This is a genomic window from Nonomuraea sp. NPDC049141, assembly GCF_040648415.1.
Lineage (GTDB): Bacteria > Actinomycetota > Actinomycetes > Streptosporangiales > Streptosporangiaceae > Nonomuraea.
Genome location: NZ_JBEZDR010000003.1, coordinates 37203 through 53542 on the forward strand (window position 1 = coordinate 37203; position 16340 = coordinate 53542).

The window sequence follows — 16340 nt, forward strand, 5'->3', positions numbered from 1 at the left end:
CTCTCGGAGGCTCTCGGGGATCTGAAACGGCGTGCGGCCATGCCTGCCGCACGCCGTTCCGTCATCAGTTGGTGTCGGTGCAACCCGGGTGCTTGATGCAGTTGCTCAGCAGCGCCGACTCCGTGGTGCTCGGCTCACGCTCCTGCAGGTTCTGCAGGTCCTGAACGTCGAAAGACATTTTTCTCCCCCCTCTCTAATTTCCGTTCCTTCTGGCGTCGCCGTGCTCGGGGCACGGCGAGATCATGGGGAGCGCCCGATGACGTCGTCGAGCATCCACAGGCGCGGATGACCGTGACGCAGACGCAGCAGGAAGGCGAGGACGCCCGCGGTGCCGCCGAGGTAGGTCGGCACGGTCCGGCCCAGGCGATCGGGTACGTGCAGCCGGCCCGCGTGCCTGACGGCCCGCGCGCACAGGCACCCGGCCAGGTCCTCCGCCCATCGGTGGTAGCGCTCGTCCCTGGTGAACCGGGCCATGTCGAGGAGGAAGTCGCCCTCGCCGGGCAGGCCGTGGCAGAGCACCGAGCCCGACTGCCACCGGGTCCGGTGTACGGCGATCGCCGCCTTTTCGGCGAGTTCCAGCGCGGCCGGATCGTTTGTCACGTTCCAATAGCGGATCAAGAAGGAGCCGACGCCCGACGAACCGCTGCACCAGTGGGGGCGGCGGGGCCGTACGGACTCGCGCTCGTCGCGCCTGAACGGCCACCAGGCCGTGTCCCCTTCGACGTCGGCGTGCTCGTAGAAGGTGTGGGCCACCTCGCGTACGGTCTCCATCCAGTCCGCCCTGCCGAGGGCGACGCCTCCATAGAGCAACGCGGTGCCGACTCCGGCCAGGCCGTGGGCGAAGCCGAAGTGGTTGGTGCCGGCGAGGCTGGAGTCGAAGGCCGCCTGTGTCGGCCATTGGGGGCGCCCCTCGTACGAGGTCCGCGCGTCGTGCAGGTTCTGGAGCAGCTCCGTGGCCCGCTCGCGCAGCCCGGGGTCATCCGCGCGGATGGCCAGGCGCAGGGTGGCCATCGCGCATCCGGCCAGGCCGTGGGTGACGTCGGGGCTGGGGTGGTCGGTCGGCAGCCGGTGCGCGGCCCGTACCGCGAAGTCTCTCGACTCGTCGTCCGGAGCAGCCTCGTACAACGCCCAGAGGGCGCCGGATCGCCCGGCGTACAGGCCGGGAGGCCAGACATCCTCCTCGGCGAGGCGCTGGTGGAGCCAGCGCGAGACCGCACCGGCCTGTTCGGGCGGCAGGACCGTGAGGATGCCCGCCGCGCCGGCGCTCACCGAGCAGGGATCGGCTTCGAGCCCATAGGTGATGTTGGGCCACGGTGACGGGCTGTCGGGGCGATCGTCCATGGTCTCGGCCAGCCAGGCGAGCCCGTCGGAGATGAGGTCGTCCGCGCTCACCCGAGGCTGCGGCGCTCGTCGCCCGCCCGGCTGGTCGAGCTCGGGTTGTGCGAGCTCGGGTTGGGCGAGCTCGGCTAGAAAGCGGGTGCACGCGTCGAGCGTCCAGCGGTCGTCCGGCTCGGCGAGCAGGCCCGCCACCATCGGCCGCAGCGCCGCCAGGGTGGGGTTGCTCTCGGCGACCCTGGCCAGGTGGTCGGTGGCGCGCGTGCCCCACGCCGGGCCCGCCGCCTCGTCCTCCGCGAGGCCGAGGTCGGCGCCGACCGCGAGGAAGTACGCCAGCGCTCCGAGGCTGTAGAGATCCGCCGTCGCCGGGGGAGCCTGGCGGAAGGCGCCGGTGTGCGGGGCCAGCTCCGGAGCCAGATAGCCGGGGGTGCCACCGACCATGACGGTGGTGCCCTGCTTGGCCGCGTACTCGAGGTCGACGAGCCGGACCTGGCCGTCGGGCAGGATCATCACGTTGCCGGGCGACAGATCGCGGAAGACGTAGCCGAGGCGATGCACCTCCCGCAGCAGGGCGACCAGGTGCGAGACGACCGGTACGACCTCCTCGACCGCGCACCCGAAGCCGTCCGGGCCGAGAGGCGTCGCGCGCGCCTCCGACCAGCGATGCGCGGTGCGGCCCGGGACCAACTCCTCCGCGAGGAACACGTGGCCGCCCTGCTCGAAGTAGTCGACGACGGCGGGCACGCCATCGGTGGCGGCGAGGTCGTCAAGAGCGGCGCGTTCCGCGGCCAGCCGTTCTCTGGCGTCCCGGCCGCCGAGGTCGGAGGAGGCGTGCGGGCGACCCTCCTTGACGATGACCTCGCGTCCGGTCTTCGTGTCTTCGGCGAGGTACACGCCGCCCCTGTTGGCGTGCCTGATCGCCTCCCGCACCACGAACCGGTCGTTGAGCATGACCGCCGACGCCTTCGGCGGGCGGGCGAGCGGCTGAAAGGGGGAGTCGGCGAAGCTCGGCGGGGTGAAGGCGGCCGTCCGCTGGTCACGGACCAGCTCTCCGCCCGGAGCGCGCAGCCGTACCTCGTAGAACCCGTCGTTGCCCAGCGTCCGGTGCCCGGAGAAGGCACCGTAGCGATAGTGGACGATGCCGCCCGCGCGGAAGGGCCGGTCGGAGAGGATCACCGGCCCCGGCAGCCCCCTGGTCGCCTCGTCGAGGAGGGCCGCCAGCCGTACCGACTCGGCGTCGTCGGCCGGGTAGGCGGTGACGAACTTGCCCGCCTGCGCCCGCGCGCAGTGCGGCGAGAGCAGTTCCCAGTAGGTGCCGAGCTCGGCGGGGAACTTGAAGGCGCACCCCGCCTCGATGAGCACACGGGCGACCTGGGCGAGTACGAGAGGGGCCGACAGCATCGTCGCGGAGACATGCAGTTTCCATCCCTGATCAGGCATCGGATAGCCGTCAGGAGTGACCCGGCACCAGAAATCGGACGCCTCGACCGACCAGCCCGCCTCGCCGGACCGCGCCAGCTCGGCGGTCACGAGGTCGCGCAGGATGGTCGCGTCTGCCCCCACGGCACTGCCTCCCGATTTCGGCGCCGCCTCGTGGAGGCGCTCGATACGAAGGTCGCCGACGGGTCTTGCAATTCGCTGACAGTCGAATCAACGATTCTTGTCGCAGGACCGATCGAGGAACGCGGCGGTCGTCGCTACGAACCGGTCGGCATTGTCGGTCCAGGGGAAGTGGCCTGCCGCTGGCTGGACGACGAACTCGGCGTTCGGGAACAACTCGGCGAATGCGGCCACGGCGCTCGGAATCGAGTTCAGGTCGACCTCTCCGGCGAGCAGCAGCACCGGCGCGCTGAACGCGGCGAGGGCCGCGCGGGTGGCATCCGGGTCGTACGCGCCCTCAGCGCCGAAGGCGGCCGCGGCCTTGTTGTTGCGATGGCCGTTCTGGGCGGCATGGTGGGCTTGCGCCGCAGCGTCCCAGCGGCCGTAGAAGAAGGGGTCGATGGCCTGCCAGCTGTCATCGGTGGCTTTGCCGGTCACGATGGCCTCAAGAGCCGCGAAGGCCGCCGGGAACCAGGGCTCGTCCTTACGCAGCCGCGCGATCTCGATCCGGGACTCCCCGCTGGGCGCGATGCCGACGGCGAAGGTGCTCGGCGTGATCAGGGCGAGCTTGCCGACGCGGTCCGGGTGCCGGGCCGCGTACAGCGCCGCGAGGTTCGCGCCGGCGCAGTGCGCGAGCAGATCGAAGCTGTCAAGGCCGAGATGCTCGCGCAGTGCCTCGACATCATCGACCAGCCGGTCGCAGCGGTAGGAGGCGGGGTCCTGCGGTGTCGCGGACCGGCCGGTGCCCCGGAGGTCCATCATGATCAACTGCCGGTGCGCCGACAGGCCGCCGAGTTCGCCGAGGTAGTCGGTGTCCTGCATCGGGCCGCCCGGCAGGCAGATCACCGGGCTGCCTTCTCCGAACACGTGGTAGGCGAGGTCGGTCCCATCATGTGCGGAGAAGGTAGGCATGGCGGCGATCCTGTCAGCGGCGTCGCGACCAGGGCAATCGGATTTCCCGCCGGTCAGCGTCCCGGGTCGAAGCGGCCGTCGATGACGGTCCAGCCCGCGTCGACGACGAGGTTGGTCCCGGTGATGTACGAGGCCGCGTCACTGGCGAGGAAGGCCCACCACGGCGTACGGCAGGTAGGCCAGGATCACGTTCTTGCGGGAGTCCTGGCCCGCGCGCTCCAGCAGGGCCGCTTCCTCCTCGACGCTGCCGGTGCCCGAGCCGCCCGCCACCACGGGCACGGCTGCCACGGTCAGCGGCTCCCGGGGACGCCACACCCGCAGGAACGCCACCAGGAAGATCGCGCAGGAGAGCGCGGCGCCGATGTCGGCGAGTTCGACCGAGATGTAGTTGGAAAAGATGAACTGCCCGGCGCCGAAGGCCAGTCCGGCGACGACCGCGGCGGGCCAGACGGCCCGCACGCCCCGGCGGCCGTCCACCAGGAAGACCAGCACCAAGGGGACGATCGTCGCGACGACCGAGGTCTGCCGACCGGCGATCGCGCCCAGCGCCTCGAAGTCCAGCCCGGTCACCTTGGACAGGGTGGTGATCGGCACGGACAGCGCGCCGAACGCGACCGGAGCGGTGTTGGCCACCAGGGAGGCCACCGCGGCCCGGAAGGGCGGCAACCCCAGCGCGATCAGCATGACCGCGCTGATCGCGACCGGCGTGCCGGCGCCGGCGAACGATCTGCGGAGTACGCCGAAGTGCCCGGTGGACTCCGTCAGTTTGAAGATCCATAGTGCGTTGACGAGGATCCAGATGACGGTGAGGAAGCTCGACGCCGCGCCATAACCGCCGGCGCTCAAGGTCTGGGCGATCGGCATGCCGTAGACGGCGACCGCGATCAGGGCGGCCACCGCCAGCGCCGACAGACCCGCCCATTGGGCCTTCCATCGGAAGACGCCGAGCAGGACGAACAGGACGAGCAACGGGATCGCGGCGACGAGGGCGGACAGCCCGAGCTGTCCGAGGACTGGGTCGAAGATCTGCTGGTACATGAGCAACCCCTCAGCGGGATCGGAATGGCCCTGGACATGAGGTCACCGGGGCCGGAGGGATGGGGTGATGCGGCGATCCCCCGATGCCGCGTGGAGCCGGGTTCCTTGACGGTCAGGCGGTGACGACCGCCGCGTTCTCCCCCAGAAGCGCGAGAACGACCGCCGTGTCGAACAGGAGCGACGGGATCAGCCGGAGCCGGAACAGCGCGAGAATGGCCGCCACGTCGTCCGCGTGAGACGTGTCGATCACCGGGACGGGCAGGCGGGCGGCAGCGGCGTCGGCGTCGGCCAGCACCTGTTCGCGCGCCGCGGCGTACTCCGCGCTGCGGGCGATCGGCTCCAGCCGCTTCCACACCTGCGGCATGAGGCCGGGCCGGCCGCCGATCGCGCGGTAGTAGCTCAGCACTCGGGGATGATCGTGCACGGCGCGGATCTCCTCGTACACCCGCGCCAGTTCCTCGCCGGGCGGAGTCCCGTCCGGCACGATGTTGACCGCGGCCGGGGAAACACCACGCGGTCCGGGGCAGGTGTTCCCGTCGAGCGCGAGGCCCGGATCGGCGCCGACGGTGAGCCCTCGGTACCAGCACGAGGCCAGCAGGAGGATCTTGGGCAGCAGCCGGTGGAAGGTGATCGTGTAGCGCGCGATGTCGGTGCCGACGGCCATCAGGGACTCCTCCGGCGCGGGCAGCAACCCGGCCGGTACGCCCAGCCCGGCCGCCGCCTGCTGGAACTCCGCTGACCCGATGACGGGCTTGAACTGGTTCCAGGCCGGGACGAGGTAGTCGGGATAGTTGGCCAGCGCCTGGAAGATGGGGCTGACGAACGGTACGCCCAGATAGCCCGGCACTTCCTTGATCACTTGGGCGGCCTCGGGCGTCAGCTCGGGCTTGGCGGGCAGTGACGGCAGCAGCACCGCGCCACGGGCGGCATCGCCGGGCCCCGTGGTGATGATCGTCTCGGCGGTCGTCTCGCCGGCCACCTTCCGGCCGATCCGCAGCGGGTTGGCGTCCCTCAGCGGGGCGGGAAGCTGGTTCTGCGGGCTGTTCTGGTAGGCCACCGGGCGCAGGAAGCGGAAGATCCCGTTCGTGCCGACCGAGGTGGCGGCGGCGTTCGTGGTCGCGGGGTACGGACCGCCGTGGTGCATCGCGTCGGTGACGGCGACCCCGGTCGGCCAGCCGTTCCAGACGATGCGCCCGACCCGGGCCGCCAGCTCGGCGGCCAGTCGCCGCCCGTCCTCACTGTCCCCGGCGCCGAGCTGGATCGTTCCGGTGAGGTGCCCGTCGAAGGACCTAGCCGCGCCGATCAGCTCATCGGGCTCGCCGTACCGGACGATGACGCCGAACGGCCCGAACCGCTCCTCGCCGAGCGCCGGGTCCGCCAGGAACGTGGTCAGATCGGCCTCCACCAAGCTCGCGGGGAAGGAGAAACCGGCGTCGTCCGGCAGGACGGCTCCGGTGAGCACGCGCACCCCGGCCCGCTCCGCCACCTCCGCCGCCCCCGCCGCCAGGCGCTGCCGCATGGCGGCGTTGAGCATGACGCCGGGCGGCTGCTCCTGGACTTGGTGCACGGCTCGCGCCACGAAGCTGTCGCCGGCCTCGCCGCTCGGCACGAAGATCACGCCGGGCTTGATGCAGAGCTGGCCGTTCGACGTGGTCAGCGAGGTCGCGAAGCCGTCCGCCAGGGATTCGGTGAGTGCTCCGGGGAGGACGAACACCGGGTTGAGGCTGCCCATCTCCGCGTACACGGGAATGGGGCGCGGGCGCGCGGCGGCCAGGTCGAAGATCGCCCGGCCGCCGGCGAGCGAACCGGTGAAGGCGACGGCCGCGATCTCGGGCGCGGTGACCAGCCGCCGCGCGACCTCCAGCCCGCTCTCCTGGAGCAACTGGAACACCCCGCTCGGCGCCCCGGTCGCGGCCACCGCCGCGTGCACCGCCGCGGCGACGAGCTCGGCGGTCTCGGGATGCGAGGGATGCCCCTTCACGATCACCGGACACCCGGCGGCCAGCGCCGCGGCGGTGTCGGTGCCCGCCACGCCGAACGCGAACGGGAAGTTACTGGCCGCGAACACGGCGACCGGGCCGAGGGGCACGTTGACGCGGCGGATGTCCGCGGCGGCGCCAGTCGCCGGGTCGATCACCGCGTCGAAGTGACCGCCTTTCTCGATCATCCGCGCGAACTGGGTGAGCTGGAGCACGGTCCGCTCCACCTCGCCGTCGAGACGCTGCTCCGGCAGCCCGGTCTCCGCGCCGGCCACCGCGACGAGCTCGGCTCGGCGCGCCGTCAGCTCATCGGCGATCCGCCGCAGCAGGGCGACCCGCGGCGCCGGGTCGAAGCCGCCCCAGACGGGAAACGCCTCGGCCGCGCCCGCGAGGGCCTTGTCGAGCTCGGCGTGCGTCGCGTCGGCGAACCGGCGCCGCTCGGCTCCTGTCCGCGGGTCGATCGACGGGAAGCTCTTGGCAGATTGCATGCAACGTAGGGTACAAACTTGGATCCAATGTCTCAAGAGTCTGTTTCATCACCGTTTCGCATCTGTAGCCATGGTCGATCTGACCGGTGAAGAAGCCGGACGCGGACGCCGGAAACCAGGCCGACGGGGTGGTCACGTCGGCCTGGTGGAAGTGCTAGGGCGAAGTCAGTTCAGGACAGGTACAGCCCGACGGACGTCTGCAGGGCGTCGAGCCGGCGGCTGGCCGCGGCCTGGACGTCCTCGACATGGATCCGCGCCTGCTTCTCCGCGCCCTCACGGTCGCGGCGCGTCAGCGCCTCGACGATGCGCTGATGGCCTTCCACGCAGGTGACGACCTCTTCCCGGGTGAACAGGACGGCCATGTTGTACGTGATGCCGAAGTCGCGGTTGCGCAGCCATTCGTCCAGCAGCCGGCCGTTGCCCGAGGCTCGCACGATGGTCTGGTGGAATTCGCGGTTCATCCGGCCCAGCTCGGCGCGTGGCCGCTGCACGTACTCCTCGATCGGCCCGTCGTAGAACGCGGCGATCGTGCCCAGTTGCTCCTCGGACGCGCGTACGGCGGCCAATCCGGTGGCCATCGCCTCAAGGGCGCACCGCACCTCGTAGATCTCGCGGATCTCGTCCGGCGTGTGCTCGCGCACGACCCAGCCCTGCCGCTCCCGGACGACCAGCCCCTGGTCGACCAGGCGCATCAGGGCGACGCGTACAGGAGTGCGGCTGCTGTTGAGCTGCGCCGCCACCTCGTCTTCCGGCAGCCGCTGGTTGGGGCGGTATCTGCCCTGGAGGATCGCGGCCCGTATGTGCTCGTACGCCTGGTCACCGAGCGACTGCCCGCTACCCGCACGAGGCCTCCTGCGCTTGGCCGCAGGCTCCTCCGTACGTGCCCCGCCGGGTCGTTCGGCCATCAGTCCTCCGGTCCGTCGCTCATGGAGATTCTTCCAGTATGCGGTGAGATCCAGAAATCCCTGCACGGCCTGGGTAGGCCATCCCAAAGTGCCTCGTACCGGAGAAGTATCCTGCAATTACCGTCGCAACCGTGGAGCCGGCAGCCGGGGAGACGGAGGTCGGGGATCGGTCGCGCGGTTTCGGAACTGCGACGACTGAGGAGAAGAGATGACGCGACCCCCTTTGCCCCCGTTCACCCGGGAGACCGCCATAGAGAAAGTCCGGCTGGCGGAAGACGGCTGGAACACCAGGGACCCCGAGAAGGTGGTGCTGGCCTACACCAAGGATTCACGCTGGCGGAACCGGGCGGAGTTCGCGACGGGACACGATGAGATCGTGGCGTTCCTCCGGCGGAAGTGGGCCAGAGAGCTCGACTACCGGCTGATCAAGGAGCTGTGGGCCTTCACCGGGGACCGGATCGCGGTCCGCTTCGCCTACGAGTGGCATGACGACGCGGGCAACTGGTTCCGCTCGTACGGGAACGAAAACTGGGAGTTCGACGAGCAGGGCCTGATGCGGGTGAGGCATGCGAGCATCAACGACCTGCCGATCCAGGAGTCGGACCGGAAGTACCACTGGCCCCTGGGGCGCCGCCCGGACGACCACCCGGGTCTGACCGATCTCGGCTTCTGAAAATTTCTCCGCTCTGACGAGAAATGATGGCCCGACTCCTTACATAGGCACAGATGTCCGCAAGTCGCACTATGAAGGAGCCGGGCATGGGAATGCCGAGGAGACCGAGCACGGGAACGGCCAGTGGGTGACCAGCGAGCCAGGCTCGAGGCCGTCTACCGGGAGACGTACGGCCAGATCACGGCGTACGCGGCCCGCCGCTGCGCGTCGCCGCAAGACGCGGCCGACGTGGTGGCGGAGACCTTCGCCATCGCCTGGCGGCGCATCGATGAGCTGCCCGGCGGAGCGGAAGCCACGCTGTGGCTGTACGGCGTGGCGCGAAAAGTGCTGGCCAACCACTACCGAGGCGAGGTTCGCCGCCAGGCCCTCAGCGTGGAGCTCGACGCCGAGCTGGCCGACCTGTACCAGGCCGCGCCCGACAGCGGGGTCGAGCTGAAGGCGATCACGGAGATCTTCCGGACCTTGTCCGATGATGATCGCGAGCTGCTGTCCCTGGTCGCCTGGGAGTGCCTGGACCGGCAGGAGATCGCCGCTGTGCTCGGCCTGTCACGCAACGCCGTACGCATCAGGCTCCACCGGGCCCGCAGGCGATTCGCCCGCGCCCTCGCCGAGGCGGACGTGCGCTTCACGTCGAAGAGCCGGTTGATCCCGGCGGAGAGGCAGCTGTGAAGAACATCGACGACGTCGACGAGATCACTCGCGCGCTGGCCCGGGTCGAGCCCGGAGCCCTTGGTGGCCGCCCGTCCGACGCGGGGGCGCGGACGTTGCTGGACTCGATCATCGCCGAGGAGCCCGGCGCCGTTGGCGGCGGCCCGTCCGTGGTCCGCCCACGCCGGCGCCGTCCCCGGCGGTTGGTCCTGGGGCTGGCGGGCGCGGGGGCGCTCGCCGTGGGCCTGGTGATGGCGCAGAGCCTGCTGCAGAACGGCGTACCCCCTTCCTACGCGGTCACCAAGGACGCCGACGGCGTCGTGTACGTCAAGGTCAGGGACTTCCACGACGCCGCGGGACTGACGAGACAGCTGAAGGAGCTCAACGTCCCCGCCATCGTCGACTACGCGCCTGCGGGCAAGTGGTGCCGGGAACCGCGCGGGACGTACGTCAAGGACATTCCCCGCGGCCTGTACTCCGTGCCGGAGAACATTCCCGGAGAAGAGACCTCCGGCGGCTGGCAGATGCGGATCAACACCAAGCTTTTCAAGCCCGGCCAGACCTTCGTCTGGACGATCGGCGAGGAGAGCACCAGCACCATCCTCATGAACAATCCGGTCGCGCCGTGCGTCCTCGTGCCCGACGAAAGCCACAAACCGAAGGAGGACAAGTCCGACACCCGGCGGGCGACCGAGAAGGGCCGCTCGCTCGCCGGGTTCCGGGTGGATGAGAAGACCGTCGGCGAGGTTCTGCCCGAGATCAGGAAACGCGGACTGAAGGTCACCTACGTCGTCATGGCAATCCCAGAGGGAAATCCAGGCGGCTACGGCGTACTCCGCACGCAGACCGCTCCCGTCGGCGACGACTGGATCGTCTGGGAGGCGGAGGAATCCATGGGCAAACCAGGAGTGGTCCGCCTGCTCGTCACGGACAAGCGCTACGACAAGAACCCCGTTTACGGAGGTCCACGCGACAACGTCATCAAGGACTAGCAGGCGGCACTCGCTCCCGCGGGTACGTACCGCTTAACCTGCGGAAACAGGCTCACACGACGATCCATGCGCAGGACGTCCGTGGACGTGGCCCTGAGGGCTACAAGGCCCTCTTCACCGAGCTGCGCACCGCGTTCCCGGACCTGCACGTCGAGGTCGAGCACCTGATCGCCACCGAGGACGAGCTGGCCTTCGCCTGCACCATCAGCGGCACCCACCTGGGCGACCTCATGGGCCACTCCGCCACAGGCAGGAAGGTCAGCTACCGCGGCATGCAGATCAGCCGTTTCGCCGGCGGCAAGCTGGTGGAGCGGTGGGGCAGCAGCGACCAGCTCGGCATGCTCGCCCAGCTCGGTATCGTCTGAACTCGCCCGTCAGACACGCGGAACGGCCTGTCCGCCCGGGATCGGCCGTTCCGCGTCTCCGCTCCTCCAGGCCGTGGGCTTGACCATCATCGCGGGAACAGCTGTCTCCTCAGCAGCTCGGCGCGCACGATGGTGTCGTCGATCCAGAACGTGGTGGAGCTGGTGTTGTTGGTCGCCTGCACCTGGATCTTCTTGTTGCAGTACATCCTGGAGTTGTTCGCGGGACACGTCACGTACCCGGCGGCGAGCATCGAACCGTCGCGCCAGCGCCGGTCATCGGGGTTGGCGGTGTCCCAGTCGAAGCGGTCATTGTCGGCATTGTTGCTCGGCGGCAGCGCCACTCCGTCGACGATGATGCGGCCCCCGCACCAGTTGCCGATCACGCTCGGCCCCTTGCATCGGATCTCGGCGTTCACCCAGACGGTGAGGTGTCCGTGTGTGCCTCTTGGCACCTGCACGTACATTGAGCCGCAGGTCAGGTCGGTCCACCCCCTGCCGGTTATCGTCTGCGTCTGATGGCCGCTGATGACCTCGATCTGGTCGGTCGAGCGTCTGAATCCGGACGTGACGCAGTCCCCGGAGCCCTTGCCGTGTCCAGCGGCGGTCGCCGCCCCGGGCACGATGGCCAACGGTATGGCCGCTGCGGCGGCGAACAGAGCGGCCCGAGCTTTCCTCGTCCCGGTCCTCATAGGCGCTTCCTTCTCATAGGGGAGTCCGATCATTCACGCCCCTGTTTTTAGTGCGTGCGTGATCTCATGAAGAACGACACGCGTCAGCCCCCTGCGGCCGAGCCGATAACTTTCCCCGTCCATGGGTCGTTCGAGATCGAGACGGAACGTGGCTAGTGCCCGATGATCCGGTGGGGTAGGTAGGGAGCCTCCAGGCGGGCCGTCTCCTCGCCGCTCAGGGACACATCCACCGCCGCGATCGCGTCATCCAGCTGACGCACCTTGCTCGCCCCGACGATCGGCGCGGTCACCCCAGACCTCCCGAGCAGCCAGGCGAGCGCGAGTTGTGCCGGGGGCAGTCCTCGTTCGTCGGCGATCGCCCGCACCACGTCGACGACGTCGAAGTCGGCGTCCTCGTACATGCTGTCGGCCAGCAGATCGCTGCCGGATCGGACAGTACGCCGCCGGCCGTCGCGCCAGCGGCTCCCGGTGAGCAGTCCGCGCGCCAGCGGGCTCCACGGGATGACGCCCACTCCCTGGTCCAGGCAGAGCGGGATCATCTCTCGCTCCTCCTCCCGGTACACCAGGTTGTAGTGGTTCTGCATCGACACGAACCGGGTCCAGCCGGCCGTCTGAGCGGTGTGCTGCGCTTTGGCGAACTGCCAGGCGTACATGCTGGAGGCCCCGATGTAACGTGCCTTGCCGGCCCGTACCACGTCGTGCAGGGCCTCCATGGTCTCCTCGATCGGGGTCTCGTGGTCCCAGCGGTGGATCTGGTACAGATCGACATAGTCGGTTCCGAGCCTGGTCAGCGAGGCGTCGATGGCGGCCAGTACGTGCTTGCGGGACAGCCCTCGGTCGTTCGGGCCCGGTCCCGTCGGGAAGTAGACCTTCGTGGCGAGTACGTAGTCGTCGCGACGGGCGAAGAGCTTGGCGAGCAGCCGCCCGGTGATCTCCTCGCTCACGCCGTCCGAGTACATGTCGGCGGTGTCGAAGAACGTCACACCCGCCTCGACCGCGCGCCGCACGATCGGCTCGGCCGCGTCCTCGCGCAGGATCCACTCCCAGGAACGGGGATCGCCGTAGCTCATCATGCCCAGGCAGATCCGGGACACCCGCAGCCCCGACGAGCCCAGCTTCACATAGCGCATTCCGTCTTACCTTCCTGAAGGATCTCCTTGGCAGGCGGAGTCCGAAGCTCGCGGTGCAGGGCGACCGAGAACACCACGAGGGCGACTCCGGCGAGCTCGGCCAGTGAGGGAAGCTGCCGGAGCACCACGACGCCGATCACCGTCGCCGTGGCCGGAAGCAGCGCCACCAGCAGCGCGTACGTGGAGCGGGCGATGCGTGCCATGGCGAGCTGATCGCACACGTACGGGATGACCGACGAACAGATCCCCACCCCGATCCCGGCGGCGAGCGTGACCGGGTCGAGCACCGCGGGAGCGGCCTGCCCAACACCCACCGGCGCGACGAACACGCAGGCGACGAGCATGGCGGCGGCCAGCCCGTCGATGCCGCTGACGCCGCTCGGCCGCCGAGCCGTACGGTGGGCCAGCACGATGTAGGCGGCGAACAGCGCCGCGTTGGCGAAGGCGAACCCCAGCCCCAGCGGGTCCCCGGCCGGCCGGATGCCGGTCAGCACGTAGACACCGCCGACGGCCGCGACGAGTGCCACGAGGTTACGGACGGTACGGGCACCGAGCGCGGCCAGCACGATGACCGGCAGAAACTCGATCGCGGCGACGGTTCCCAGGGGCACGCGGGCGATCGCCAGGTAGAAACAGACGTTCATGGCCGCGAGCACCGCGGCCCAGGCGAGGATCGAACGACGGCCCGCGGCGTCGAGCCGGGCGAGGGTCCGCCAGGGGCGGCGCCAGAGCGCGAAGACGAGCGCGGCGCTCCAGATCCTCAGCCCCGCGACCCCGAGCGGGGCGAGCCTGCTGAACAGGAGCACGGCGAAAGCCGGGCCGAGGTAGTGGAAGACGGCGCTTCCCAGGAAGTAGGTCCATGGAGGCGCCGCGGAGAGTACGGCACGAGGGCCGGTGGGCGACATGCCCCCATCGTTGGCCAGCCCGTAATTTAGGAGAATGGCGAATCGAAGGATCAGACCCGAGCGGGCGTACGAACCCAAGGGAATGGACGCCCTCGACCTTCGTATTCTCGCCGAGCTGCAGGTCGACGCCAGACTGAGCTTCGCCGAGCTGGGCCGGCGGGTCGCCCTGTCGGCCCCCGCGGTGGCCGAGAGGGTGCAGCGGCTGGAGGAGACGGGAGTGATCACCGGTTATCACGCCGAGGTCGACCCGCGGGCGCTGGGTTTTCCGGTCACGGTGATGGTCCGGATCCGCCCGGCGATCCGGGAACTGCACCGCATCTCCAAGATCGCCCAGGAGGTTCCGCAGATCGTCGAGTGCTACCGGATGACCGGCGACGACTGCTTCTACTTCACGATGCACCTGCGGGCGGTCGACGAACTCGAACCGATCCTCGACCTGTTCACGCCCTACGGTCAGACGACCACGTCGCTGATTCACACCGCTCCCGTGCCGCGCCGTCCTCTGCCCCTGGAGTGAGACTCGGGCCCGTGTGGTGCGCGATCAACGGCAGGACGATGTCGTCGACGATCTCGGCGAGCGCGTCTTCAGGCAACGGGCGGTGGTTGAGCAGCGTCTCGACGGCGACGAGTGTGAAGGGTGCCACGGCGGCTCTGGCCGGAATCCGGACCCGGTCGATCTCGCCGCGCAGCACGGCGCGTTGAAGCAGGAGGTCCATCTCACGCTTGCCGGCCTGGCCGACGCGCTCGTGAAGGTAGTCGGTGAGCTCGCTGCCGTCTGCCCTGCCGTCGCCGATCGCCTGGAGGATCGGAGAAAGTTCGATCATGCGTGTGCTGACCATGCGGAACTGGGTCAGCAGGTCGGTACGCAGAGAGCCGGTGTCGGGAACGGGCGGCGGCATGGGCGGCGCCTGGTGGCGTAGGGCGGCCAGGACCAGGTCACGTCGGTGCGGCCAGCGGCGATAGAGCACCGTCCTGCTGGTCCGAGCGCGCGCGGCCACGGCGTCGTAGGTGAGCTCGTGGTAGCCGACGGCGCGCAGCTCCTGCCAGGCCGCCTCCAGCAGAGCCGCCGGCACCTTCCCCAACGGCGACACCACCCGCAGCGTCTTCGACCCTGCGACAGTGGCGCGGGAGATGCTGCCCTACTTCGACGACTGCGCCGACCGCGCCGAAGCGCTCCGCCGCCAGGGCGCCGACGTTGTGTTCGTGACCGGGTGCGAGCTGAGTCTGTTCGCCCGCGGCTACCTGCCCGGCGACACCTTCACCGAGCGCATGCAGGTCCTGCGCGCCTCGCCGGAGGAGCGCGCCGCGGCGCTGGCCTCGATACCCGATCCCGTCAACGCCTTCCTCGCCCGCGTCGCCGCCTCCGTACGCCCCCGCTTCGGCGGCCCGATCAGCTACGCGTCCATCCCCATCGAGTACGTCGACTGGACACCCTTCGACATCGTCGGCGTGGACGCCTACCGCAACCAGCACAACGCCGCCACCTACCGCGCGGACCTGGAGGAGCACTTCACCCACGGCAAGCCCGTCGCCGTCACCGAAGCCGGCTGCTGCACCTTCCAGGGCGCGGGCGACTGGGGCGCCGGCGGGTGGACCGTCGTCGAAGACGGCCGCGTCAAGCCCGGCACCGTACGCGACGAGGGCGAGCAGGTCCGCTACATGGACGAGTTGCTGACCGTCTTCGACGAGGTGGGCATGGACACCGTCTTCTGGTTCAGCTTCGCCGGGTTCGAACTCCCGCACCGCGACAACCCCCGCGACGACCTCGACCTCGGCTCGTACGGCATCGTCAAGATGCTCGACGGCACCCAGGGCCACACCTACCCCGGCATGCCCTGGGAGCCGAAGGAGGCCTTCCACGCCCTCGCCCGCCACTGTGAGATCGGTTCGGCTCAATAAGGTGGGCCGATGGCGGACATCTACGAACTCGCGCTGACGGTGGACCTTCGCCCTGACATCACCGATGACGAGCTCGCCGAGCTGCGGTGGCATGTGGGGCAGGGGCCGCGACCCGAGCGGCTGCCGATCGGCACCGACAACTATCTGGAGGCCTACCCGCTCGGTGATCCCGACGACCCCGATTGCGAATGGGAGACGGCGGAACCAGAGCCCGCGTTCACGCAGCGCGGCGCCGCACTGTTGGTGGGCGGCGTGCTCGTCGCCGAGCTGGCCGGGCGGGAGCGTTCTGATGGCTGGGCGCTGACGGTACGCCAAGAAGTGCATCCCGACGCGTTCTATCAGCTCCGGACGCTGCTGGAATGGCTCGGCCGGTGCTCGGCCAACGCGCAGACCGACGGTAGCGAGTTCTTCGTGGGTTACCTGCGCTTCTGCGAGAGCGTGGAGATCGAACCGCTTGTTCTCTCGAACGGGCGGATTCACCTGCCGGAGGCGATCGAATCGCATACCCCGCACTGGGCGGCCGAGGGCACAGGGCCCGAGATCAGGGGATGAGGCCGACGGTCGCGGGGAGGGCGATGTGGGCGTTCTTGATGGGCTCGCCGTGGCCGACGCAGGCCAACTCCGCGTCGACATCCGCGAGCTTGCGGAACGAGCGCAGCATCTCCTCGCGGTCAAGGTTGAACACCCCGGGCATGACCTGCCCTCCCACGTGCGCCACGGTGTCCCCGGTGACGTCTCCCCACAATCGATCGTCGATCCGACGCCGTTGCATCCCTGGTCCGT

At 69.6% G+C, this 16340-nt stretch carries 18 protein-coding genes; 7 read left to right on the forward strand and 11 right to left on the reverse strand.

The features are described 5' to 3' along the window. Window positions 1-240: 240 nt before the first annotated feature. The 6 genes from lanL to AB0B91_RS08810 form a co-directional block, all read right to left on the reverse strand. Window positions 241-2898 carry a class IV lanthionine synthetase LanL gene (gene lanL, locus AB0B91_RS08785; protein WP_358317601.1) on the reverse strand — a complete coding sequence of 886 codons (2658 nt, stop codon included), beginning with the start codon at window positions 2896-2898 and terminating at the stop codon, window positions 241-243. An 87-nt stretch (window positions 2899-2985) separates the two neighbouring features. Next, window positions 2986-3846: an alpha/beta hydrolase gene (locus AB0B91_RS08790; protein ID WP_358317603.1), complete on the reverse strand. Its 861-nt coding sequence runs from the start codon at window positions 3844-3846 to the stop codon at window positions 2986-2988. Window positions 3847-3899: 53 nt separating this feature from the next. Next, window positions 3900-3971 (reverse strand): hypothetical protein, encoded by a 72-nt coding sequence (locus AB0B91_RS08795; protein ID WP_358318327.1) that lies wholly within the window; start codon window positions 3969-3971, stop codon window positions 3900-3902. Window positions 3972-3984: 13 nt separating this feature from the next. Continuing rightward, the gene (locus AB0B91_RS08800; protein ID WP_358317605.1) at window positions 3985-4884 is read right to left on the reverse strand and encodes an L-lactate permease; all 900 of its coding nucleotides are present in this window, start codon (window positions 4882-4884) and stop codon (window positions 3985-3987) included. A gap of 112 nt (window positions 4885-4996) precedes the next feature. Beyond that, window positions 4997-7351, reverse strand: coding sequence for an aldehyde dehydrogenase family protein (locus AB0B91_RS08805; protein ID WP_358317607.1), 2355 nt, complete (start codon window positions 7349-7351; stop codon window positions 4997-4999). Between the two features lie 170 nt (window positions 7352-7521). Further along, window positions 7522-8256: a GntR family transcriptional regulator gene (locus AB0B91_RS08810; protein WP_358317609.1), complete on the reverse strand. Its 735-nt coding sequence runs from the start codon at window positions 8254-8256 to the stop codon at window positions 7522-7524. Window positions 8257-8464: 208 nt separating this feature from the next. Here AB0B91_RS08810 and AB0B91_RS08815 point away from each other — a divergent pair, with 208 nt between their 5' ends. From AB0B91_RS08815 to AB0B91_RS08830, 4 genes are all read left to right on the forward strand, one after another. Then, window positions 8465-8929: a nuclear transport factor 2 family protein gene (locus AB0B91_RS08815; protein ID WP_358317611.1), complete on the forward strand. Its 465-nt coding sequence runs from the start codon at window positions 8465-8467 to the stop codon at window positions 8927-8929. A gap of 123 nt (window positions 8930-9052) precedes the next feature. Further along, window positions 9053-9598: an RNA polymerase sigma factor gene (locus AB0B91_RS08820; RefSeq protein ID WP_358317613.1), complete on the forward strand. Its 546-nt coding sequence runs from the start codon at window positions 9053-9055 to the stop codon at window positions 9596-9598. Next, window positions 9595-10569, forward strand: a complete 975-nt coding sequence (locus AB0B91_RS08825) for a hypothetical protein (protein WP_358317615.1) — start codon at window positions 9595-9597, stop codon at window positions 10567-10569. The genes AB0B91_RS08820 and AB0B91_RS08825 overlap by 4 nt, the downstream gene beginning before the upstream one ends. Before the next feature lie 62 nt (window positions 10570-10631). Continuing rightward, window positions 10632-10934 (forward strand): ester cyclase, encoded by a 303-nt coding sequence (locus AB0B91_RS08830; RefSeq protein WP_358318328.1) that lies wholly within the window; start codon window positions 10632-10634, stop codon window positions 10932-10934. 86 nt (window positions 10935-11020) lie between these two features. Here the strand turns inward: AB0B91_RS08830 and AB0B91_RS08835 are convergent, their stop codons facing one another. The 3 genes from AB0B91_RS08835 to AB0B91_RS08845 form a co-directional block, all read right to left on the reverse strand. Continuing rightward, on the reverse strand, window positions 11021-11623 hold the full coding sequence (locus AB0B91_RS08835; protein ID WP_358317617.1) for a hypothetical protein: 603 nt from the start codon (window positions 11621-11623) through the stop codon (window positions 11021-11023). A gap of 152 nt (window positions 11624-11775) precedes the next feature. Continuing rightward, entirely contained in the window at window positions 11776-12753 is a 978-nt protein-coding gene (locus tag AB0B91_RS08840) for an aldo/keto reductase (RefSeq protein ID WP_358317619.1), read from the reverse strand. Further along, the gene (locus AB0B91_RS08845; protein ID WP_358317621.1) at window positions 12741-13658 is read right to left on the reverse strand and encodes an EamA family transporter; all 918 of its coding nucleotides are present in this window, start codon (window positions 13656-13658) and stop codon (window positions 12741-12743) included. Before AB0B91_RS08845 ends, AB0B91_RS08840 begins: the two co-directional genes overlap by 13 nt. A gap of 34 nt (window positions 13659-13692) precedes the next feature. Here AB0B91_RS08845 and AB0B91_RS08850 point away from each other — a divergent pair, with 34 nt between their 5' ends. After that, on the forward strand, window positions 13693-14175 hold the full coding sequence (locus tag AB0B91_RS08850) for an Lrp/AsnC family transcriptional regulator (protein WP_358317623.1): 483 nt from the start codon (window positions 13693-13695) through the stop codon (window positions 14173-14175). Here AB0B91_RS08850 and AB0B91_RS08855 read toward each other — a convergent pair. Then, complete coding sequence (locus AB0B91_RS08855) at window positions 14099-14749, reverse strand: TetR/AcrR family transcriptional regulator (RefSeq protein WP_358317625.1); 651 nt, start codon at window positions 14747-14749, stop codon at window positions 14099-14101. The genes AB0B91_RS08850 and AB0B91_RS08855 overlap by 77 nt on opposite strands. 28 nt (window positions 14750-14777) lie before the next feature. Here AB0B91_RS08855 and AB0B91_RS08860 point away from each other — a divergent pair, with 28 nt between their 5' ends. Further along, window positions 14778-15557 carry a hypothetical protein gene (locus AB0B91_RS08860; RefSeq protein ID WP_358317627.1) on the forward strand — a complete coding sequence of 260 codons (780 nt, stop codon included), beginning with the start codon at window positions 14778-14780 and terminating at the stop codon, window positions 15555-15557. 9 nt (window positions 15558-15566) lie between these two features. Next, window positions 15567-16109, forward strand: coding sequence for a hypothetical protein (locus AB0B91_RS08865; protein ID WP_358317629.1), 543 nt, complete (start codon window positions 15567-15569; stop codon window positions 16107-16109). Here the strand turns inward: AB0B91_RS08865 and AB0B91_RS08870 are convergent. Then, window positions 16099-16329, reverse strand: coding sequence for a hypothetical protein (locus AB0B91_RS08870; protein ID WP_358317631.1), 231 nt, complete (start codon window positions 16327-16329; stop codon window positions 16099-16101). The two genes, AB0B91_RS08865 and AB0B91_RS08870, sit on opposite strands and share 11 nt — an antisense overlap. Window positions 16330-16340 lie beyond the last annotated feature (11 nt).